The organism is Gordonia phthalatica (genome assembly GCF_001305675.1).
In the GTDB taxonomy this organism is placed as follows: Bacteria; Actinomycetota; Actinomycetes; order Mycobacteriales; family Mycobacteriaceae; genus Gordonia; species Gordonia phthalatica.
The window spans coordinates 3,864,136-3,885,349 of the sequence record NZ_CP011853.1; the positions used below are offsets into that span (position 1 = coordinate 3,864,136).

A 21,214-nucleotide genomic window follows, 5' to 3' on the forward strand; every position below is an offset into this window, starting at 1 on the left:
CACCGACCGCCGACGACACGTCCACAGCAGCTGCCGCAGCCTCGGTCGATGCGCCAGCGACAATCTGTTTCCAGAACAAACGCTCAATGCTGCGTCGAGTCGCCAGTGCGCCCGGCGAGATCATCGCCGACCTTGTTAGCTTCGTTCTTCAGATGCTACATTCCTGGATGAAATTCATACACGAATGTAGGGACTTAAGGCTGATGGAACTGTTCAACCCCACGACGAGCGAGTTCGCGGAGTTCGATGCGCGGACGCGCGAGTTGTTGCGCGCCACCGTGGAGTACTTCGAGGGGCGTGGCAAGAACCAGTTGCTGGCCGATCATCGCGATCGGGTCTGGTACGCGGACTTCCTCGACTTCGTGAAGCGGGAGAAGGTCTTCGCTACGTTCCTCACGCCGGCGGCGTTGGCTGAGGGGAACCCGGACAAGCGGTGGGACACAGCTCGTATCGCTCGGATGAGTCAGATCCTCGGCTTCTACGGCATGGAGTATTGGTATGTCTGGCAGGTCACGGTCCTCGGTCTCGCGCCGATCTGGCAGAGCCGGAACGAGGTCGCGCGGCGCCGTGCGGCCAATCTCCTCGACAGTGGCGGGATTTTCGCGTTCGGGCTGTCGGAGCAGGCGCACGGTGCCGATGTGTACTCGACCGACATGCTGCTGACGCCGCGCGCCGCCGGCGGGTTCGTCGCCAACGGGTCCAAGTACTACATCGGTAACGGCAACGCCGCCGCCATGGTGTCGACCTTCGGCCGGCGGACGGACGCATCGGTGGTAGATGTGTCCGCGGCGTTGGGGCGGATCAGCGACGACGAGTACGCGGGATATCTGTTCTTCGCTGCGGATCCCACCGCCGACGGCTATCGACTTCGCAAGAACGTGGTTGACTCGCAGATGTATGTTGCAGCATTCGACCTCGAGGACTACCCGGTCGACGACGACGCCGTCCTCCACACCGGCCGCGAAGCCTTCGACGCGGCGATGAACACGGTCAACGTCGGCAAGTTCAATCTGGGGTTCGGAGCGATTGGCGCCTGTGAGCATGCGATGTACGAGGCGATCGACCACGCTGACCGCCGCATCCTCTTCGGTCAACGCGTCACCGAGTTCCCGCAGGTCCAGAGCTTGGTAACCGACAGCTTCGGGCGGTTGGCAGCCATGAAGCTCTACAGCGAGCGCGCCGTCGACTACATGCGGTCCGCGCACGCAGGCGACCGCAGATACCTGCTGGTCAGTGCGATCGAGAAGATGACGGTGACCCGTCAGGGGCAGCGGATATACGAGGACCTGGCCGACGTCATCGCGGCCCGCGGCTTCGAGAACGACATGTACTTCCCGAACGGCATGCAGGCCATGCTGGGGCTCCCGCGGCTGGAGGGCACGGTGCACGTCAATATGGCGCTCGCCCTCAAGTTCATGCCCAACTACATGTTCCACCCCACCGACGCGGGGCTCGCCGCACTGCGCAGCGTGCCCGGCGCCGGGCGAGCACCGAGTGCCGTGATCGATCCGCTTGCCGAGGCGCTGCGGTGGTCGGGGCGAGCCGTGGCGCCCGTCGTGCCGCGACTGCGATCGGAGACCGCCAAGACGGCGCCCCAGGATGTCCGGGTGCGCCGGGAACCGTCCGACGACACGTTCCTGTTCAAGCAGGGACCCAGCTCGAGACTGGGCAAGATCCGCTTCGGTCGATGGCGGGAAGCGTTCGACGGGTTCGCGCACATCCCGAACGTCGCCGTATTCACCGAGCAGGCCGCGGCGTTCCAGGTGCTGCTGGCCACCGCGGCACCCACCGACGAGCAGCAGCGCGACGTTGACTTCCTGTTCGCGATCGGGGAGTTGTTCACCCTGATTCCGTACGGCCAACTCATTCTGGAACAGGCAGACATCGACGACGCTGATCCGGCGGTGGTGGACCACATCTTCGACCTCCTGGTCCGTGAGTTCTCACGGCACGCGGTGACCCTGAACGGAAAGCCGACGGCAACGCCCGAACAGCAGACCCGGTCGTTGAACCTCATCCGCAGACCCATCGCCGACCCGGCGCGTAAAGCTGCCGTCCTCGCTCGCGCGCGCGCACTAGTAGGTGCCTACGAGATGGCACCGTGACCCCCACACGACCCGTGGCCCCGGCCCGAACCGAGACCACAGCCGACACCAAGGAGGCATCGCCCATGACCACCGACACGCAACGACCTCAGTTCCACACACCGGACCGTCGAATCCGCAGCGTCGACTACGGGTTCTTCGGCCCGGGCTCGCCGACCTGGAAGGTGTGGACGGCGCCGACCGCCGTCATCGCGTTCCAGCGCGCCGTGTCCCTCGAACACTTCGATTCGGGGTTGACCGCATCCGTCGCCGATCTCGGCGGAATCTACTCCGATCCGCTGGGCCGGTTGGACCACACGTTCGCCTACTTTCTGATCGTCGCCGTCGGCGATAGTCAGATGGCGATCGAGGCCTCCGAGCACCTCATGGCCGTGCACGCGAAGTCGACGGGCATCGACCCGATCACCGGCCGCCGCTACAGCGCCAACAACCCGGACTCGCAGCTCTGGATCCATGTGACCGGTTGGCACTCGGTCCTCAAGTGTTACGAGGTGTACGGGCCGGGACCCCTGACTCCGGAAGAAGAGGCCCGCTACTGGGAGGAGTGCGTCATTGCGGCTGAGCTGCAAACCTGCAAGATCTCCGACGTTCCTCGGACCCGCACTGAGGTCCGCGAGTACTTCGAGCGCGTCCGCCCCACCCTGTGCGTCTCCGAACGCGCCCGCCGAGGGATGCACTACCTGCTCTTCACTCCGTATTCGCGGGGGTTGAAGATCGGGCTATTCGCGAGACTGTCGGCGCCTGCCGCAATTGCGACGCTGCCGCGGTGGATGCGCCGGCTCGGCGGCTTCGAACTCCCGCCCGGCTTCCAGACCGCGTACCGGCCTCTCGTGCGCGCTGCCGTCGCGTCCATCGCGAACCGGCCCGCGGCCTCCGCGAAGGTGGCGCGTCAGGTTCTCGGACCGATGACGGGCAAGCTGTACCATCAGCACGTGGTCGCGGGGACCCCGACGGACCCGTCGGTCGTGACGGTCGCCGATGCGCGCGAGCGCTATGGGCGGACCGGTCGCAGCGGCTCGGTCGAGGCCGCCGCAACGTCGGAAGCGATCCCTTTCGCGTGAAACAAGCTGCGCCGGAACGGAAGTCATGGCGTGGCCGTGTCCGCCGCGCCGAAACTTCGGCGCCGAGGACTCGCACAACGGAACGGAGGAGTGCCTGCATGGCGCACGCAGTTGAGGCGAGCACACCGGCGACCGCGCCCCGAGTCCGGGCGCGACACCTGGGGCCGGAGCGTCGTCGACCGCAGATCCTCGACACCGCCTTGGAGATCGCCGCGGAGTCCGGCATCTCGGCGGTCACTATCGTGGCCATCGCCGAGCGCATGCACGTGACCCGACCGGTGATCTACGCGGGTTTCCCGGGCCGCACGGCGGTCCTCAAAGCGTTGATCGCCCGGGAAGAGAAGTACTTCGCCGAGGCCCTCGACGCGATCCTCCACAACCGCCAGGTGGAGGCCCCCGAGCAGGTCTTCATCGACGGCTTCCAGGCGTTGCTCACTGCCGTGCGGGCCAGGCCGCAAGCGTGGCTCCTGCTGTACGGAAGCCCTGACAACGACGTGATGGATCTGTTCGGGCGCGGGCGAGCGGTGGTCGCGGCACGATGCGCTCAACTCCTCGAGCCCACCCTGCGATCCTGGGGCACCGTCGATGTCGACGCGAAACTTCCCGTCCTTGTGGAGCAGTGGGTCTCGGCGGGCGAAGGCGCAGTGCGTACGCTGCTGTCGCAGCGGGCCGACGACCCGGTCTGGACTGTTGAGGACCTGGGCACCTTCGTCGGGCAGTCGGTCTATCGGTCCCTCCGCCACGCCTGAATCACGGTGGTGCGGCGCGGAACTCGGTCGGGATCTGAGCCCCACTTCGACGCGACGGTCAGCCGCGTCGAAGGATGCCGGTGGTGCAGGTAGCGGCGATCGTGAGGGAAGCCGTGGTCTCGCCCCGCGCAACGAGATAATGCTGGATGCTGCGAACGGCACGCTGTGCGCGCTGTCGGTCGGGCAACCCGCGCTGTCGGTCGCGGTCGATCCCGGCGATCCGTCTCGTCTGGTAGGTCTCGTCTGGTAGGTCTCGTCTGGTAGTCGGCACCGAGTCGGGTGAAATCGTCCGACTGGTAGTTCCGCTCGCCCACGGTCGGGTGGGACGGTCGTGAGACCGATTGCCACAGCGTGGAACTGGGCGAGAAGTCGCTTTCCGCCGAGCCGAGTGTGAACGAGCCGGGGGAGGGGCGGGTGCCGGCACCGTGACCTGCGACCCGCCATTCCGAGTAACAGCCAAGCTCCCGCGATCGCGTCGAAGGTGGTGGCGAACGTCCGTCACAGCATGAACCTGCGAGGTGTCGCCGACGCGCGAGTTCCACGACCCGCAGCCTGAAGCGGGTGTCGATTGGCCGGTCGACGGATTCGTCACGCCACGGCGCGGCACGCGCGCCGGGGTGTTTGTGGAGGTCCACCTGACGGTCGATGAGTGCCGCAGGTGATGCCGAACATCTCCGCCGCGTTTTCTGAGAACGACGTCAGAATCGCCGCAGCGTCTCCGACGGGTTCTCGCCATACCGCTTTCGATAGGCGGCGGCGAACCGGGGCAGGTGAGAGAAGCCGTATCGGAAGGCGATGTCGGCGACGGTCTGACCATCGCCGGGCTCGGCGGTCTGCAATGCGACCCGGCAGCGCGAGAGTCGGACACGTCGAACGTAGTCCATCGGTGCGAGTCCGAGGTGCTCCGCGAACGCGGCTTGCAGTGATCGGACGCTCACCCCGGCAACTGCAGCAAGTGACGACGCCGTGTGCGCGCCGCCGGGTTCGGCTTCGATGAGATCGGTGACCCGTCGCACCATACGTGGTCGCGGCGGCCGGGCCTCGCCGGCGATTCGTCCCGCGAAGGTGTTCGGCGCGGCGACGAGCAGTCGGCTCACGACCAATTCCTCCAGCGGACGTAAGACGAAGTCCGGGGACGCCAACTCGATCGATTCGCTTAACAACTCCACTGTTGCTACCCAAGCCCGACCTGCGGGAGTCGCGACATCGAACGCCAGGTCGAACTCAACGATCTCGTCGGGGGTGCGGCCGGTCAGTTGTTCGACGGTCGAGTCGAGAAGTTCTCGGCTGATCTTCACGGCGAGCTGTCGACAGTCGGCGCTCCAATGCATGAGCGAATCGCGATGAGGGGCGAACACGGCAGCTACCGAAGCATCGGACGTCAACTCTTCGTCCCCCCACACGGAGCCGGTGCTTCCTGCGAGTGGGATGTTGATCTCGTAATAGGAGTCGAGGGTGCCGGGAGCGATCACCACTTCAGTCCCGTGACCGATGCGGGCGATCGTCATCGAATCGGTAGCGTAGGCGTCCACCCGCACATCGAGGTCGGCCTCCGGCCCGACGATCTGCATTTGATGTGCGCTGAATACCTCCGAGACCTCGGCCACGGCCCTGTCACGATCAGTCGTGTGTATCGCGATATGCGACCAGCGTAAAGCGGCTTCAGGGCGCTGGCTCGGTGTGGCCGTCAATGCAATGCACCTCGTTCCCGGCAATCGAAACCGTCACAGCTCGCCCGCCAGAAACCCGTCGACGACGGTGTTGAAGGCCGCGGTCTTCTCGATCTGAACCCAATGTCCGCATTCGGCGAAGACGTGGAGTCGGCTGTCGGGGATGAGATCGAGAAGTCGGAGGCTGTTCGACAGGGGGATCACCTGATCGTCTCGCCCGTGCACGATGAGTGTGGGACAGCCAATCGCGCTGATCGCCGATTCGTCGACCGCCATCTCAGCGACCTTGCGCTGCCTGGGCGCGGGGAACATCGACGCGTACGACTCCTGGACGCCGGGCCGAATCGATGCTGCGTAACGGAGTTCGGCGAGTTCGTCGGTCGCGTAGCGCTCGTCGTAGGCGAAGACGTCGAGCAGTCGACGCATCGCCGGCACCGACGGCTGATACCCCCACACCGCGTCGAGTCCGGGCGTGATCGGGAAGAGTACGCCGACACTGCCCATCAGGACCAACCTCTCGACGCGGTCCGGATGTCGAGTGGCCAGCCTCATGGCCAGCGCACCGCCGAAACTGTTGCCGACTACAGACACCTTCTCCAGGCCGAGGGCATCGATCAGCCCCACGAGGTGGTCCAGCCAGGTTTCGGCGTTGTACTCGGCTCCGTCGGGACGAGTGGTGTAGCCGAATCCGAGGATGTCCGGAGCGATGACTCGGTGACGATCAGCGAGTGTAGGAATGGTCAACCGCCAGTTGGCCCAAGCAGACACGCCCGGCCCGGAACCGTGAATCAGCAGGACGGGGGCGCCCTTGCCCTGATCGTGATAGTTGGTGGCGACTCCGTTCACATCGATGCTGCGGCCGATCTCCGGGGTCTCCACCGGTGTCGTGGTCGTCATCGGAACGCTCCTCTCGGTGCGGTGTTCCCACCGCCCTCAGTTGTGAATCTGACATCTTTACGAGAAGTGTGCAACGTCATTGACGAAGGCGGAAGTAGTCCAAGGCACCTTCTCGCGCGAGGTGGACATCGGCTGCGCAAAGTGGATAAGGCGTCGTCGATCGGCGATCACGCGCGCCTGCCGACGCCGCGCACGGTGAGGTCATTGCCTGCGGTGGCAGGACCGCGGAAGGTGGACCGCACGGCGGATTACCATTTGTGGTCCGGCACGACTCGCAGGTCGCCGGGACCGATATGGCTCACGACGACAGACTTGGCGTGGGCGTCGGTGGCGACCCGGCCAACATCCTGAGGCGTCGTATGCGCCTGCTTCATATGCTCGATGAGACCGGCGCCGCCCAGGGCCTTCGCGTAGTAGTCGACATCGATCGTCTCGTGGACGAGTACGTCGGTGTCGGCAGCGACGCGGGCGACGTTGTCGCTGCGTGCGGTGTCGCCGGAGAAGGTGACCGAGCCCTCGCCGGAATCGAAACGGTAGGCCAGCGACGGGAACACGGGGCCGTGCGGTACGAGGATGGCGCTGACCCGGACTCGGTCGTCCTCGAAGACCGTCCACGGGTCCATCGGCGGCGCGGTGTTCAGCGAGTTGGCACCGACATGTTCCGGCGGCAGGACGTCCCGTACGGAATTGAGTTCGTGATAGTCGACGGGAGCACCCTGTTCGGTGTTGCGAACGTTGATCTCGTGCGCGTATGCGTCGAGCAGGCGGTTCCACATGTCCTTGGTGCCCGGAACCGGATTCTCCGGCCGAAGTACGGGGATCGAGTCGACGCCGAAAGGCTTGGGCAAGGCGTCGGCAGCGCCCGGCCCGTATATCTGAATCGGCTGCGTGAACTGACCGTACGAGTTGCCGGGATTGGCGAACCAGAACAGGTTGAACAAGTCGCCGATGTGATCGTTGTGCATGTGGGTGACAAAGACACTGCTGAGCGAATCTGGATGAATCCCGGCTTGACCGAGCCTGCGGGTGGCCGCCGGCCCTGCATTGACGAGATAGGTGCGATCGCCGACCATCACGGCGCTCGAGGTGCCCGCTCACGACGGCACGAAGAGCGGGCCGGCCGCCGTTCCCAAGAGCATGAGTTTCATGCGGCACCCGTCGGCGCCGCCGCGCACTTGGTTCGGTTCGGCGGGCACGGGACCAGAGCTGTCGGCAGGCTGCTGTGGTGCCGGGTCGTGGGCGGCACAACTCGTCGCCGTTGCCGCGGCCAAGGCTGCCAGACCGCCGAGCATGGCTCGGCGAGTCACGGAGCGGGGGTGGGGAGGTCGGTAGTCTCCGTTGTCACTGGGCATGAATCGGCTCTCCTCAAGTCTGGCGGATGCATTACATCGGCGCGGTGAACGAATCCCGAAATCGGGAACGGTCTGTGTGTAACCGCTATCTGACGCTTCGAATCTGACATCGATCCGATCAGTGAGCAAGACCACTTCTGCATCACGAATGTGAGCAAAGACAACTCGTTGCGTGAGGTGGATATTTTCCGCGTAGGACGGATAGAAACCGCAGGTCAGCACTCATAGAGTCCTTCGGCAAAGGCCCGAGAGGAATTGGCGGGCCGAGGAGCGAAAGGGAGCCGACGATGAGTTCACTAACCGCGCAAGTCACGGAGATTCAGATTCTCCCGGCGGGAATCCGATTGGCGATCGATCCCGGTGAGACGATCATCGGCGCAATACGGCGACACGGATACCGAACCCGCTACAGCTGCCGGCGCGGCGGCTGCGGGGCTTGCAAGGCGGACCTCGTTCAGGGCCGCGTGAGCTACCAGGTCGCGATCGCCGACAGCGTGCTCTCCCACGAGGAACGTGCGAACGGCAAGTGTCTTCCGTGCCGGGCCGTACCGAACGGCGACGTCGTGATTCACCTCGCGCCGCGGGACCGACTCCACGACGTGCTCGGCACCCGCGTCCGCAACTGCGCATCCACCCCGTCCATCGAACCCGACTAGGAGCTAGAAATGAGCGTCATTCGTCTCGGCTACGTTCACATCCGCGTTGCCGATCTCGCTGAATCAGCCGAGCACTACCAGAACACACTCGGCATGGATCGTGTCGCCGAAGCCGACGGCAGGCACTACCTCAAGTCATGGGACGAGCACGATCACCACTCGGTGGTCCTTGAAGAGGGTGGGGTCGGGTTGGTGAAACTCGGCTACAAAGTCGAGTCGACTGCGGACCTCGATCTCTACGAGAAACGCGCTCGCGCATTCGGCACCACCGTCCAGCGGATGAGCGCGGGCGACAACGTCGGCATCGGTGACGGCCTGCGGATCACACTGCCATCCGAGCACGTCTTGGAGCTGTACAGCGACGCCGAATACCTGGGCAATGCCACCGGCAACTGGAACCCGGACCCCTGGCCGCGCGAGGGCCTGCGCGGCATCGGCGTGCCACGTCTGGACCATACGCTCATCACCACCGAGTCCCCCGCCCTGCTGGAGAGATTCTTCTCGGAGGTGCTCGATTTCCGTGCTGCCGAACATCTGGTCGGTGGCGAAGACAACGAGGACCTCATCGCATCCTGGATGTTCTGCAGCGACCAGCCGCACGACATCGCCTTCGTGAAGGGCGAGCAGGGCAAACTCCATCACTTCGCCTACCACGTCGACGACTGGTCTTCACTGCGTCACGCGGGCGATCTGTTCTCGATGCGTGACGTCCCGATCGATTTCGGTCCGGCCCGTCACGGGATCACTCGCGGCGAGACGCTGTACTTCTTCGACCCCGCGGGCAACCGCAATGAAGTGTTCGCCGGCGGGTACCGCACCGGCCCGGATTTCCGAACCATCACCTGGACAATGGACAACGCCGCGCGGGGCATCAACTACACCCACCGTGAACTCGATCCCGACTTCCTCAACGTCGTCACCTGATCGCAGCCCATATCAGGCGACTCGAACGACCATCGAAGGAGACCAACCATGACTGCAACAGCCCCGAAGCCTCCGCAGCACCAGCCCAGCGGACTCGATCAACGTCTGCTGCGCCGCGTGATGGGAGAGTTCTCGACCGGCGTCACCATCGTCACCTATCGGGATGCGGAGGGCGAGTGTCGGGGAGCGACGATGAACTCGTTCACCTCGGTTTCGATGGACCCGCCGCTCGTCCTCGTCTCGGTCGCGCGGCAGGCCCGAGCGTGCGCAGGCCTCGACGGCAACCCGTTCACCGTCAACATTCTCTCGGCCAATCAACTCGCGGTCGCCCTGCATTTCGCGGGTCAGCCCGACCCCGATCTGTCTGTGCCGTGGCACGAGGCCGCAGACGCGCCGCCGCGACTGCTTGGCAGCACCGCCTGGCTGCAGTGTCAGCCGTGGCAGACCTATGACGGCGGAGACCACGTACTGGTACTCGGACAAGTGGTGCGCCACGACGTTCGCGCCATCGAACCGCTGACCTTCCACCGCGGCGAGTTCCGTCGCCTCGGACTCAAGATGTTCCAGATGCCGAGGACGGTCTCATTCGACGGCCGACCGGCCGTCGAATGGGCCGCGAGTCTGCACCAGTTGCATGGACTCGCCGAGCGAGGCGTCGGCCCGGACGACTGCCTCGATCTCTAACACCGCGGGGCGCAGAAACCGTAAGCGAATCTCCGGTTCGCGCCGCGAGGGTGTTCCTCCCGGATCCCCTGCGAGACCAGCAAAAGGCATCTGGGCGGCGTCCCCGAGTGGCTCTCGCAACGCAGCCACCTCACCTTTCACCATCCATCTCACTCTCGACAAGGAGCGCAAACATGAAAGTCACCTATTTCCAACAGGTCCCGTACAGGGAGCTGCCATCAGATTTCGAGGATCGGCACGAATCAGTCATCACCACCCCGTACTTCGATGTGACGAAGCCGGAGAAGGTGACCGCGGACTTCAGGTCGGCGCTCGACGAACTCATGTTCGCGGCCCGCCTGGGATTCGACGGCCTGGCCGTCACCGAGCACGGCCAGAGCTCCTACGACATGGCGCCGAACCCGAACATCATCGAGGCCGCCGTCGCGTACGCGACGGAGGTCGAGGGGATCGACACCGCGATCTACCCGCTAGGAAGGTCACTCGGCAAGAGCAAGGAACCACTGCGTGCCGCCGAGGAACTGGCGATGATCGACCAGATGTCGAATGGTCGCTTGATGAGCGGATTTCCGGTGGGCCTGGCCTACGACGCCAACATCAACAACGGCGTCCCACCCGCCCAGACCAGGCTCCGATTCGACGAGAACCTCGAGCTGGTCCTCAAAGCCTGGAGCGAGCCGGATGCGTTCGCGTGGAACGGCCGGTACGCACAGCATCCCGCGGTGAACATCTGGCCGCGGCCGGTGCAGCAGAATCCATTACCTCCGGTGTGGATTACCGGTATCGGTAATCCCCGGACCATGCAGTTCACCCTCGATCGTGAGTTCGGTTTCAACTACTTCGGTTGGTTCGGACTCAAGGTCGCCGGCCGCCGCATCTTCGACCGCTTCTGGGAGACTGTGGAGCAGTCCGCTAAGGAGGCGAATCCGTATCGGCTCGGGTTCATGCAGACGGTGTGCGTCGCCGAGACCGATGCCAAGGCCGAGAAGCTGTTCGCCGAGCATGCCGAGTACTTCTTCCAGAAGGGGATCGGCTCCATCCCGATGCACCGACTGGCGCTACCCGGCGGCATCGACATCCGCGGTGTCGAGGCGATCATGCGCGATCCCGGCGACTTCGGCATCTACACCCGGATGAAGACCGCATCGTTCGCCGATCTGATGGATGCCGGCTCGATCGTCTGCGGCTCGCCGGACACAGTCGCCGAGACCCTCGCCGCCCACGCACGCGAATACCGGATCGGCAACCTGCACGCCATGCTGCAGTTCGGCTCCATGCCGCACGAGCTGGCCAAGGACAACATCTCGCTCTTCGCCAGCGAGGTCATGCCGCGGCTGAAGAACGTGTGGAACGACGAAGGCTACGACCACCACTGGTGGCCCGAGCGACTCGGCGGCGTCCCCAATCCCATCGCATCGAACACGGCAGGAGCACTGGTATGACCACCGCACAACTGGCTGAACGCGTCGTCGACGTCTGGGGCGGCGCTGTCCGCATGCGAGTGAAAGTGGCCGGAAGCGGTCCCGCACTCGTCTATCTGCACCCTGCAGCAGGTTTCGCATGGGACGATTTCCTCGACCGACTCGCGCAGCGTTATACCGTCTACGCCCCCGAGTTCCCCGGCACCTCACCCGCGGACCCGTATGCCATCCACCACGTCCACGACGTGTGGCAGGTGGTGCTGATGTACGAGGAGCTGGTCCGCAAGCTAGAACTGGACGCCCCAGTTCTCGTCGGCCAGTCATTCGGCGGCATGCTGGCGGCAGAGATCGCGGCCGGGTTCCCCGGTCGTTTCGACAAGGTGGTTCTTCTCGACGCGATCGGGTTGTGGCTCGACGATCATCCCGTAGCGAACTGGATCGCGGCCGCTCCGGACGATCTGCCTCGCCTATTGTTCGCGGACCCGCAGGGACCGGCGGCGCAAGCGATGCTGGCCCCGCCGGAAGACCCCGAGGAGGCCATCGCGGCGGGCGCGGGCATGGTGTGGGCGCTCGGTTGCACCGGCAAGATCGTGTGGCCGATCCCTGACAAGGGACTCGTGGATCGGCTGCATCGCATCGATGCGCCGTCGTTGATCGTCTGGGGTGAGCACGATGCTCTCGTCCCCGCGGTGTACGCCCAGGAGTTTGCGGACCGGATCCCTGACAGCCGCGTCGTTGTCGTTCCCGGTGCCGGTCACATTCCACAGGTGGAGGCGACCGCGGAGACCTATCACGCAGTGTCCGAGTTCCTCGCGATCTAAGGTACGTGCCGGGGTGCCCGGCGCGTACCCTCGCCAAATCGGGGCCAACGGTACCGCTTCTTTGCGGGCTGACGGCACCAGGCCGGTCGGAACTTTGTAGACATGGCCGACGGAGGAGTCGGAGCGCGCGGCGTTTCGCGACTCCTTGCGAACAGCGACACACGAGTACGACTTCTTCTACCTAGGAGTCTGCTGAATAATCGGGCGTGTTGCGTCGGGATTCGGTGACGGGCTGGGACGCTTCCGCCTCGATCAGGGCCTGCGGGCCGGCCCGCAGGATCTCCGGGAGCACCCCGGCCAGGCCGAGTTCATCAGAGCGCAGTGAGGCGAATTCGGTCAGTTGGTCGAGCAGGGCAGAATGGTCGTGGGTCATCGCGCGAATGCCTTTCAGTTGAGTCACTTGCCGGTAACTCACGCGAATGCCCGCTCAAGCTCGCGCACCAGTCGCGGCGCGTCGATCGAGCGTTCCACGATGTTGATCACCGACTGCTTGGTGTGCGCGTCGACCCCGGATGCGATCTTGATCGCCTTCCCGTCGATCGTGGAGTCGAACTGAAAGTCGATGGACCACACCACCTTCGGGGCATCAGCTTCCACCGCCGGAGGTACCGACGATTCACCTGCACGTTTACGAGCCGAACGAACCCTGCGCTGCAGGCCCTCCTCGATCCACAGTCGGTGGACCTTCTTCTTGTTGATCTGCCGGCCCTCGTCATGACGTAGCGCCGCCCAGGCACGCCGGAATCCGTGACACGGATTCTTCACCGAGTACCCGCGGAGCCAACCGCGTAGTTCCCTGTCCGGATCCTGCGGCGTGTCAGCGACTTTCGTCCGACGGTAGGTCGATCTCGGGAGCCCGACCGCCTTGCACGCCAGCCGTTCCGACATACCCAACACCTGCTTGAGCATGTCGACGGCGGCGCGTTTGGCGTCCGGGCTCAGAATTTTCCCTTCGCAACCTCCCGCAGGGCGTCCTTCTCCAACTCCGCATCCGCGAGCAGCCGCTTGAGCCGAGCGTTCTGATCGCGCAGCTCCTTGAGCTCCTTCGCGGCGTCCATGTCCATCCCGCCGTGACTGCGACGCCAGTTGTACAGCGTCGCCGCCGACACCTCCAGCTCCGCCGCGATCTGCTCACCCGTCGAGCCTGCCGCAGCGAGCTCATCAGCCCTCCGCAGCTTCCGGACGATCTCCTCCGCAGAATGCTTCTTCCGACCAGCCACACCAATCAGTGTCCTATCCGCCCCACCTCGGGGCGATCACAGACTCCAATCAGAGCCGGACCGATCTACCGGGAACACGCCAACAGTTCCACCGGGAATCGATCATCTAGGAGACCGCTGAATAATCGGGCGTGTTGCGTCGGGATTCGGTGACGGGCTGGGATCCTGGATGAGTGCAGGGTGAAGCCGATCAACAGCGTGATGTACTCGATGTCGAATCGGTAGCGGGGCAGCTACTGCCCGCCGGCAGTGTGTTCGCGTGGTCAAGTCCCGGGTAGTGGTGTAACTGGTTTGTGATCCTTCGTTGGTGTTCAGGCGGGTAGTTCTATCAGCGGGTCGGTACTCACCTCCGTCTTCGGGTCGGTGTCGGTGTCGGTGGTCAGGGTTAGTCGGCATCGGCCCAGGACTTCCAGGCCGAGGTATCGGCGTCCTTCGGCCCATTCGTCGGTCTGTTCGGCCAGGACGGCGCCGATGAGCCGGATGATGGCGTCTCTGTTGGGGAAGATGCCTACGACGTCGGTGCGGCGGCGGATCTCGCGGTTGAGTCGCTCGGTGGGGTTGTTGGACCAGATCTGTCGCCACACGTCGTCAGGAAACGCGGTGAACGCCAGTAGGTCCTCGCGAGCATCGCCGAGGTGCTCGGCCACATCGGGGAGCCGTCCTTCGGTGTACTCGATGAGCCGGTCGAACTGGGCGTTGACGGCCCCTGCGGTGGGCTGGTCATACACGCTGTGCAGCATCGCCTTCACCGCTGGCCACATCGACTTGGGGCACACGGCCATCAGGTTCGCGGCGTAGTGGGTGCGGCAGCGCTGCCACGCCGCTCCCGGCAAGTTCGCTGCGATCGCTTCGATGAGGCCGGCGTGCGCGTCGGAGGTCACCAGCCGGACTCCGCCGAGGCCGCGGGCCACCAGGTCGGCGAAGAACGTGTGCCACGAGGCTTTGCTCTCGCTGGTGGCCACCTGCATACCGAGGACTTCGCGGTGGCCGTCACCGTTGACGCCGGTGGCTAACAGTACGACGGCTTTGACGACCTGCTTGTTCTCGCGGACCTTGATCGTCAACGCATCGGCGGTGACGAACGTGAACGGGCCAGCCTCGTCGAGACGGCGATGACGAAACGCAGCGACCTGTTCATCAAGATCTTCGGCCATCCGGGAGACCTGCGACTTCGACAACGAATCAATGCCCAAGGTCTTGACCAACTTGTCCATCCGGCGGGTCGAGACTCCGGCCAGGTAGCAGTCCGCCACGACAGTGATCAGTGCGGCTTCGGCGCGTTTGCGGCGTTCGAGCAACCACTCGGGGAAGTAGGTGCCCGAGCGCAGCTTCGGCACAGCGACGTCGATCGTGCCGACGCGAGTGTCGAGGGGGCGGTGCCGGTAGCCGTTGCGGTGGTTGGTGCGGTCTTCGGAGCGGCGGCCCCATTCGGCGCCGCAGACGGCGTCGGCATCGGCCGATAACAGGGCGTTGATCATCGTCTGCAACAGCTCGCGCATCAGATCCGGTGATGCATCGGCGAGGGCTTGGCTCAGCAGGCCAGCAGGGTCGACAATATGGGGTGCGGTCATCGTGATGACTCCGTTCGAGGATTCTGTGGAAGGTTGACTCGAAGGATCACACGGTGACCGCTCCCGTCCCCGGCAACGACACGCTGCCGGCGACCGTCCTGGTCACCGAGTTACACCACTCTATGGGGCACCACCGTTCGCGTTTCTGGGCGAGCATCGTTCGCGGTTGTTTCCGGCCGAGATGTCACCGATCTGTTCCCGTCACGGCGCGGGCGGCCGTCGGTACCGCCAGAGGTGATGGCCTCGGTTCTGGTGCTGCAAGCCTTGCATGGCTTGTCCGATCGAGAAGCGGTCGACGCGGTCACTTTCGACCTGCGATGGAAAGCCGCGTGCGGCTACCCGATCGACGCGGCAGGATTCCATCCTTCGACTCGGCGTGGAAAAGAACGATCACTGGCTGCACCGGCGGATTGCTGGGATCAACCTGCGACGCCTGCTCGCGATGGGCCTCACGGTCGATAGCGGAGCCTGGACAATCGCCTGACCAGGCGACTACGGGGCGGTTTACGTCCTCTGCGGCTCGATCGCGGCCGCGTGCACGCACTTCCTGCTGGTGCATGAGCACGATAGAGCCGATGCGGTCCTCGGCTGAGTCGCCGACACCGTTTGCGATGGTTCGCGACGTCGCTGAGAGCATCCCGCGGAACTCCGTTTATTCAGCGGTCTCCTAGGCACCGGCGGACGGTCGGAGACCACGCCGTACATGGTCATCCCGTGCCAGACCCTCGTGTCGAACAGCGTGGTGTTCCATCCGAGTTGGAATCAGTCGCGCAGTTTCGGCGAACCGGTCCATGCGTAGAACGGCAGCTCGTGGTCGCGGCAGTACTCCTCGATCGGTCGCGTGATGCGCGTGATCGTGTCGCCACCTCGGGCGTCCGGCGTTGCCGACGCGAACATCAGGTTCACCGCGTCGGGGACCGGCGGCGGGAGCGGCGGGCGGGTCCACAGTTCCAGCAGCCGTTCGCGCAGCCCGGGCGTACGCACGGCCACCTCGACGTCGTCCGGCGTCAGGGGCGGCGCGCCGTCGGACGACAGGTCGAGGTCGGGCGGCCGCCACACGACGAGACCCACCAGGCGGCCGTCGTCGACCGCACCCACCGTGCAGCCGACGCGGAGCAGCGGCCGCATCAGGAGTTCGGCGAGCCACTCCCGCTTGTCACGCTCGCCGATGTGCTCACCCAGCAGCCACTGATACAGCGGGATCTCCACGATCCCGTCCGCCAACAGCGAGATCGCGTCGCGCAGTCGCGTCTCGTCGAGGGTGATCACTTCCACCGTGAACCATCGCCTCTCGCAGACAGGCGAACCGCCCCGCCAAGTCGCGGGACGGTCCGTGCCATCGAGTTGATGCTGGATCGGCTAGGCAGCAGGGCCACCGCTGCCACTGTCGCTGCTGCCACCTTCACTGGAGCCGCCCGATTATGGGCGTGAGGAAGTCGATCTGCATCACAATGGGACCGTCGGCCATGTGCTTCTTCTTTCTCTCGGGAGGGGCGATACGTGCGGTTCAGGTCGATCGCACGTATCGACCAGACTGCCCCGAGATGTCGCCTAGATCACACAATGGGACCGAAGTGTCGTATAAACGATGTAGTTCATACAGACGACAAGCAGTGTCGCTTGATCGAACGACAATGTCGGGACGCTCACATTTGTCGACGGGTCCGGGAAGTCAGCGGTCGCCCGGAGACGCCGCCGTACATGTGGACACCGTTCCACTCCACCTCCGCGAACACCCGACCGTGCCAGCCGGCGGCGAACCAATCGCGGACCCGCGGCGACCCGGTCCACAGATACGCGGGGCGGTCGTACTCCCGGCAGTACTCCTCAACCGGCGCGACGAGGTCGGCCAGCACATCGCCGCCGCGCACCTCCGGCAGCACGGTCACCAGAATCATGTTCACGCCGTCGGGAACGGGCGGCGGCAACGGCGGCTCGGTCCAGAGCTCCCGCAACCGCTCCAACAGTTCCGGCGTCTCGATCACCGCACTGAAGTCGTCGCGGGTCAGCGCCCCCTCGGTGACCACACCCAGGTCGAGGTCGTGCGGCTGCCAGGCGAGCACACCGACCAGCCGACCGTCGACCTCCGCGCCCGCGACGCACCCTGCCCGCAGGAGCGGGAGCAGCAGGATCTTCGCCAGCCACGCCCGCTTGCCGAGGTCGTCCGCGTGCTCACCCAGAAGCCAGCGGTAGAGCGGGATCTCACGGATCCCGCGGGCGAGGACCGCCACGGCGGCGTCGAGATCCGCGTCGTCGAGAATCCGCACGTCGGCCACGATCACACGACCTTCCTTCGGGGGTTGGACGGCACGGTCCGAGTCCACCGAACATACCAACGAGGCCATTGACTCCCCTTCGACACGGCGTACGATTGTCAACAATCAACACTGAGCGGAGGGATTTGAATGACCGATGTGCGCACCGACCTCTGTGACCTCAGTGCACTGGAACTGTCCCGGGCGTATCTCGCAGGCACCCTCTCCCCCGTCGAAGTGATCGACGAGGTCCTCGCCGCCGTCGACCGCGTCGACGGCGATCTGAATGCCTTCTGCCAGGTGCATCCCGAGGTCGCACGCAGCGCCGCCCGCTCTGCTGAGCAGCGCTACCGCGCAGGCGAATCCATCGGACCGCTCGACGGTGTCCCGGTCTCGATCAAGGACATCTTCCTCACCGCGGGCCATCCAACGCACCGCGGCTCGCGCCTGGTGGCCGACCGGGACGACGGCACCGCGCCGACCGTCGACGCACCGGCGGTGGCCGCGACCCTGGCGGCGGGCTGCGTCCCGTTCGGCAAGACGACGACACCGGAGTTCGCATGGAAGGGTGTCACCGATTCTCCGCTGACGGGGATCACCCGTAATCCGCACGACCCGGCGACGACGCCCGGCGGATCCAGCGGCGGCTCGGCTGCGGCGGTCGCCGCGGGCCTGGGGCCGCTGTCGATCGGCACGGACGGCGGCGGTTCGGTCCGCATCCCCGCGTCGTTCACCGGGACCGTCGCACTGAAGCCCACGTACGGGGTGGTTCCCATGTACCCGTCGAGCCCGTTCGGCACGCTGGCGCACGCCGGTCCGATGACCCGGACCGTGACCGACGCGGCCGCGTTCATGGACGCCTTGATCCGACCCGACGCGCGCGACTGGTCGGCGATTCCCCCGTCGGCCACCAGCCCGGAGTCCGACGGCTACCTGGTCGCGGCGATCGACGGGACCCTCGGCGATCGGCCCCTCGCCGGGCTCCGCGTCGCCTACAGCCGCGACCTCGGATTCGTCACCAACCGCCCCGACGTGGAGCGGACCGTGGACGCAGCGGTCGCGACGATGTCCGATCTCGGCGCGGCCGTCGACGAGGTGGAACTGGGACTGTCGGACCCGGTCGACGCGTTCCACGTGCTGTGGTTCGCCGGAGCGGCTGCAGTGCTGAAACCGTACGGCGACGGCGCCGTCGACCAGGTGGATTCCCGTCTGCGTGACGCCCTGGACCGCTACCGCGACTACACCGCGCAGGACTATCTCGACGCCGTCGCCGAACGCATGGCGCTGGGTCGACGACTCGGCGCCCTCCACGCCGACTACGACATCCTGGTGACACCGACGATGCCGATCCCCGCGTTCGCGGCCGGCGCCGACGTCCCACCCGACTGGCACAGCCCCGACTGGACCTCGTGGACGCCGTACACCTACGTTTTCAACATGACTCAGCAACCAGCGCTGTCGATTCCGTGCGGCGTGTCCGACGACGGCCTCCCCGTCGGACTGCAGCTCGTCGGCGAGCGGTTCTCCGACCGCCTCGTCATGCGGACCGGTGCCGCCGTCCACGCGCGGATCGCCGACCAGACACCGCGTCCACGGATCCACGCGTGCGGCGGAGGTGCGCGCTGATGCCCGACTACGCGGCGATGTCGTTGGAACCCGTCGTCCAGGAGTCGACGCCGGCGATCATCGCGCGGTCGCTGCGGCGGGCGATCGCCGAAGGCGATTTCCCTCCCGGCACGCAGCTCGGCGAGGCCGCCCTCGCCAAGCACCTGGGGGTCAGTCGCGGACCGCTCCGGGAGGCGATGCAGCGGTTGACGCAGGAGGGACTGCTGGTCTCGCACCGCAATCGCGGCCTGTTCGTCCCCGAGCTCTCGCCCGCCGCGGTGTCGGACATGTACGTGCTGCGGACCAGCATCGAGCGCGCGGCGATCGAACAGATCCTGCTCGCGGGCGACGGCCCGGCCTGTGCCGCGGTGCTCGACGCCACCGTCGCTCGCATGGAGACACTGAGCCCGGATTCCCCGGAGATGCTCGCGGCCGACCTCGACTTCCACCGTCTCCTGGTGGAGGCGGCGGACAGCGAACGACTCTCCCGCGTGCATGAGACGGTGCTCGTCGAGACCAGCATGTGCCTGCGCGCGATGTCGTCCACCTACCGCCCAGACGAGGACCGGGTGTCCGAGCACCGCGATCTGGCCGATGCGATCCGCGACGGCGACGTCGTCCGGGCCACCGCGGTTCTCGCCGAGCACATGCGCGACGGGCTGGAGCGGCTGGTTCCTTCCGCTCGTTGAGCGAGCGAAGCGAGTCGAAACCGCCTACATCCTAGCGCAAATCACCGCACACGCACCGGGATCGCCACGTACTTCGTCTCCAGGAACTCGTCGATGCCGGTCAGACCGCCCTCGCGGCCGAGCCCGGACTGCTTCACACCCCCGAACGGCGCAGCGGGGTTGGAGACGAGGCCCGTGTTGAAGCCGACCATCCCGGACTCCAACTGCTCGGCGATCGTGAACCCGCGGTCCACCGACTCGGTCATCACGTAGGCGACGAGCCCGAACTCCGTGTCGTTGGCCAGCTCGACGGCCTCCTCGTCGGAGTCGAACGGCACCAATGCGGCGACCGGCCCGAAGATCTCGGTGCCCATCAGATCGGCGTCCGGGGAGACCGACGAGAGGACGGTCGGCGGATAGAAGTGCCCGGGTCCGTCCGGCCGTCCGCCGCCGCAGAGCACTTCGGCACCGCGCTGGACGGCATCGTCGACCAACGACGACACCTTGTCGACAGCCTTGGCCTCGACGAGCGGTCCGACGTCGGTGCCGGGGTCGGCGCCGTCGCCCACCGTCAACGACGACATCCGGCTCGCGAGCCGATGCGCGAAGTCGCCGATCACACTGCGGTGCACCAGGATCCGGTTGGCGGAGGTGCACGCCTCGCCCATGTTCCGCATCTTGGCGGCCATCGCGGCGTCGAGCGCGATGTCGAGGTCCGCGTCCTCGCAGACGATGAACGGCGCGTTGCCGCCGAGCTCCATCGACGTCCGCAGCACGCCGCGGGCGCACTGCTCCAGCAAGAGCTTGCCGACGGCGGTGGATCCGGTGAACGACAGCTTCCGCGCCTTCCCCGAGTCGATCCACGGTTCGACGACACTGCCCGCCGACGACGTGCACACCACCGACAGCACGCCCTCCGGGAGGCCGGCCTCGATCAGCAGATCCGTCACGTACAGCGAGGTCAGTGGGGTCAGTGCGGCGGGTTTGTAGACCATGGTGCAGCCGGCGGCGACGGCCGGGCCGATCTTGCGAGTGATCATCGCGAGCGGAAAGTTCCACGGAGTGATGAGGATGCACGGTCCCACCGGCTCCTGCGTGACGATGAACCGCGACTTCCCATCCGGACTGCGGCGGGCGTCGCCGCGGATCCGGACGGCCTCCTCGGCGAACCAGCGGAAGAACTCGGCACCGTACGCCACCTCGCCGCGCGCTTCGGCGAGCGGTTTGCCCATCTCGGTGGTCATCAGCAGCGCCACTTCGTCGGCGCGCTCGGTCAGGAGTTCGTAGGCGCGGCGCAGGATCTCCGACCGTTCGCGGGCAGGTGTCGCCGCCCATCCCTTCTGGTGCGCGGCAGCGGAGTCGATCGCCGCGAGGGCGTCGTCACGCCCGCCGTCGGCGAGAGTCGCGATCACCTGACCGGTGGCCGGGTTCTCCACGTCGAACGAGTCGCCGGACGCGGCGGTCCGCCAACGTCCCTCGATGTGGATGCCGGTTCCGAGTCCGGCGATGATGTCGGCGACGGAGCGGGTCATGACGCACCTCCTGATCGGTGTGG

The 21,214-nt window shown here is 65.8% G+C and carries 20 protein-coding genes and 2 pseudogenes; 11 read left to right on the plus strand and 11 right to left on the minus strand.

From position 1 onward, the window contains the following. Window positions 1–86 precede the first annotated feature (86 nt). The 3 genes from ACH46_RS18220 to ACH46_RS18230 all read left to right on the plus strand — a co-directional run bounded on the left by ACH46_RS18220 (window position 87) and on the right by ACH46_RS18230 (window position 3,915). Window positions 87–2,105, plus strand: a complete 2,019-nt coding sequence (locus ACH46_RS18220; protein ID WP_335334152.1) for an acyl-CoA dehydrogenase family protein — start codon at window positions 87–89, stop codon at window positions 2,103–2,105. A 65-nt stretch (window positions 2,106–2,170) separates the two neighbouring features. After that, window positions 2,171–3,166 (plus strand): oxygenase MpaB family protein, encoded by a 996-nt coding sequence (locus ACH46_RS18225; protein ID WP_062395617.1) that lies wholly within the window; start codon window positions 2,171–2,173, stop codon window positions 3,164–3,166. A gap of 98 nt (window positions 3,167–3,264) precedes the next feature. Beyond that, window positions 3,265–3,915, plus strand: a complete 651-nt coding sequence (locus tag ACH46_RS18230) for a TetR/AcrR family transcriptional regulator (RefSeq protein ID WP_062394184.1) — start codon at window positions 3,265–3,267, stop codon at window positions 3,913–3,915. A 698-nt stretch (window positions 3,916–4,613) separates the two neighbouring features. On the opposite strand, the gene ACH46_RS18235 is transcribed toward ACH46_RS18230, so the two are convergent. The 3 genes from ACH46_RS18235 to ACH46_RS18245 all read right to left on the minus strand — a co-directional run bounded on the left by ACH46_RS18235 (window position 4,614) and on the right by ACH46_RS18245 (window position 7,555). Continuing rightward, on the minus strand, window positions 4,614–5,606 hold the full coding sequence (locus ACH46_RS18235) for an AraC family transcriptional regulator (protein WP_226995675.1): 993 nt from the start codon (window positions 5,604–5,606) through the stop codon (window positions 4,614–4,616). Window positions 5,607–5,639: 33 nt separating this feature from the next. After that, on the minus strand, window positions 5,640–6,482 hold the full coding sequence (locus ACH46_RS18240; RefSeq protein WP_062394186.1) for an alpha/beta fold hydrolase: 843 nt from the start codon (window positions 6,480–6,482) through the stop codon (window positions 5,640–5,642). Window positions 6,483–6,730: 248 nt separating this feature from the next. Continuing rightward, a complete protein-coding gene (locus ACH46_RS18245) occupies window positions 6,731–7,555 on the minus strand; it encodes an MBL fold metallo-hydrolase (RefSeq protein ID WP_226995890.1) in 825 nt (274 codons plus the stop codon). Between the two features lie 566 nt (window positions 7,556–8,121). Here ACH46_RS18245 and ACH46_RS18250 point away from each other — a divergent pair. The 5 genes from ACH46_RS18250 to ACH46_RS18270 all read left to right on the plus strand — a co-directional run bounded on the left by ACH46_RS18250 (window position 8,122) and on the right by ACH46_RS18270 (window position 12,340). Beyond that, window positions 8,122–8,490, plus strand: a complete 369-nt coding sequence (locus tag ACH46_RS18250) for a 2Fe-2S iron-sulfur cluster-binding protein (RefSeq protein WP_082399796.1) — start codon at window positions 8,122–8,124, stop codon at window positions 8,488–8,490. A gap of 9 nt (window positions 8,491–8,499) precedes the next feature. Beyond that, window positions 8,500–9,414: a catechol 2,3-dioxygenase gene (locus ACH46_RS18255; protein ID WP_062394187.1), complete on the plus strand. Its 915-nt coding sequence runs from the start codon at window positions 8,500–8,502 to the stop codon at window positions 9,412–9,414. A 48-nt stretch (window positions 9,415–9,462) separates the two neighbouring features. Beyond that, entirely contained in the window at window positions 9,463–10,098 is a 636-nt protein-coding gene (locus ACH46_RS18260; protein WP_082399799.1) for a flavin reductase family protein, read from the plus strand. Window positions 10,099–10,271: 173 nt separating this feature from the next. Further along, window positions 10,272–11,540: an LLM class flavin-dependent oxidoreductase gene (locus tag ACH46_RS18265; RefSeq protein WP_062394188.1), complete on the plus strand. Its 1,269-nt coding sequence runs from the start codon at window positions 10,272–10,274 to the stop codon at window positions 11,538–11,540. Then, window positions 11,537–12,340 carry an alpha/beta fold hydrolase gene (locus ACH46_RS18270; RefSeq protein WP_062394189.1) on the plus strand — a complete coding sequence of 268 codons (804 nt, stop codon included), beginning with the start codon at window positions 11,537–11,539 and terminating at the stop codon, window positions 12,338–12,340. Before ACH46_RS18265 ends, ACH46_RS18270 begins: the two co-directional genes overlap by 4 nt. A gap of 181 nt (window positions 12,341–12,521) precedes the next feature. On the opposite strand, the gene ACH46_RS18275 is transcribed toward ACH46_RS18270, so the two are convergent. The 5 genes and pseudogenes from ACH46_RS18275 to ACH46_RS18290 form a co-directional block, all read right to left on the minus strand. Continuing rightward, a complete protein-coding gene (locus ACH46_RS18275) occupies window positions 12,522–12,740 on the minus strand; it encodes a hypothetical protein (protein ID WP_157851092.1) in 219 nt (72 codons plus the stop codon). Between the two features lie 11 nt (window positions 12,741–12,751). Continuing rightward, window positions 12,752–12,937 carry a hypothetical protein gene (locus tag ACH46_RS21690; RefSeq protein ID WP_226995900.1) on the minus strand — a complete coding sequence of 62 codons (186 nt, stop codon included), beginning with the start codon at window positions 12,935–12,937 and terminating at the stop codon, window positions 12,752–12,754. 96 nt (window positions 12,938–13,033) lie between these two features. Further along, window positions 13,034–13,249: pseudogene (locus tag ACH46_RS21995) on the minus strand (IS3 family transposase); the annotation flags it as partial. A gap of 29 nt (window positions 13,250–13,278) precedes the next feature. After that, window positions 13,279–13,560, minus strand: coding sequence for a transposase (locus tag ACH46_RS18285; RefSeq protein WP_062394191.1), 282 nt, complete (start codon window positions 13,558–13,560; stop codon window positions 13,279–13,281). Between the two features lie 311 nt (window positions 13,561–13,871). Then, on the minus strand, window positions 13,872–15,131 hold the full coding sequence (locus ACH46_RS18290) for an IS256 family transposase (protein WP_062391848.1): 1,260 nt from the start codon (window positions 15,129–15,131) through the stop codon (window positions 13,872–13,874). A gap of 136 nt (window positions 15,132–15,267) precedes the next feature. Here ACH46_RS18290 and ACH46_RS20930 point away from each other — a divergent pair. Continuing rightward, window positions 15,268–15,533 (plus strand): annotated as a pseudogene (locus ACH46_RS20930) (transposase); the annotation flags it as partial. A 360-nt stretch (window positions 15,534–15,893) separates the two neighbouring features. On the opposite strand, the gene ACH46_RS18295 reads toward ACH46_RS20930, so the two are convergent. Both ACH46_RS18295 and ACH46_RS18300 read right to left on the minus strand, forming a co-directional pair. After that, window positions 15,894–16,406 carry a hypothetical protein gene (locus ACH46_RS18295; protein WP_226995676.1) on the minus strand — a complete coding sequence of 171 codons (513 nt, stop codon included), beginning with the start codon at window positions 16,404–16,406 and terminating at the stop codon, window positions 15,894–15,896. 371 nt (window positions 16,407–16,777) lie between these two features. Continuing rightward, a complete protein-coding gene (locus ACH46_RS18300; RefSeq protein ID WP_335334153.1) occupies window positions 16,778–17,413 on the minus strand; it encodes a hypothetical protein in 636 nt (211 codons plus the stop codon). Between the two features lie 123 nt (window positions 17,414–17,536). Here ACH46_RS18300 and ACH46_RS18305 point away from each other — a divergent pair, with 123 nt between their 5' ends. Together ACH46_RS18305 and ACH46_RS18310 are read left to right on the plus strand one after the other, a co-directional pair. Then, complete coding sequence (locus ACH46_RS18305; RefSeq protein WP_062394192.1) at window positions 17,537–19,012, plus strand: amidase; 1,476 nt, start codon at window positions 17,537–17,539, stop codon at window positions 19,010–19,012. Beyond that, on the plus strand, window positions 19,012–19,680 hold the full coding sequence (locus ACH46_RS18310; RefSeq protein WP_082399805.1) for a GntR family transcriptional regulator: 669 nt from the start codon (window positions 19,012–19,014) through the stop codon (window positions 19,678–19,680). Before ACH46_RS18305 ends, ACH46_RS18310 begins: the two co-directional genes overlap by 1 nt. A gap of 41 nt (window positions 19,681–19,721) precedes the next feature. Here ACH46_RS18310 and ACH46_RS18315 read toward each other — a convergent pair whose 3' ends face one another. Beyond that, on the minus strand, window positions 19,722–21,191 hold the full coding sequence (locus ACH46_RS18315; RefSeq protein WP_062394193.1) for an NAD-dependent succinate-semialdehyde dehydrogenase: 1,470 nt from the start codon (window positions 21,189–21,191) through the stop codon (window positions 19,722–19,724). Window positions 21,192–21,214: the final 23 nt, after the last annotated feature.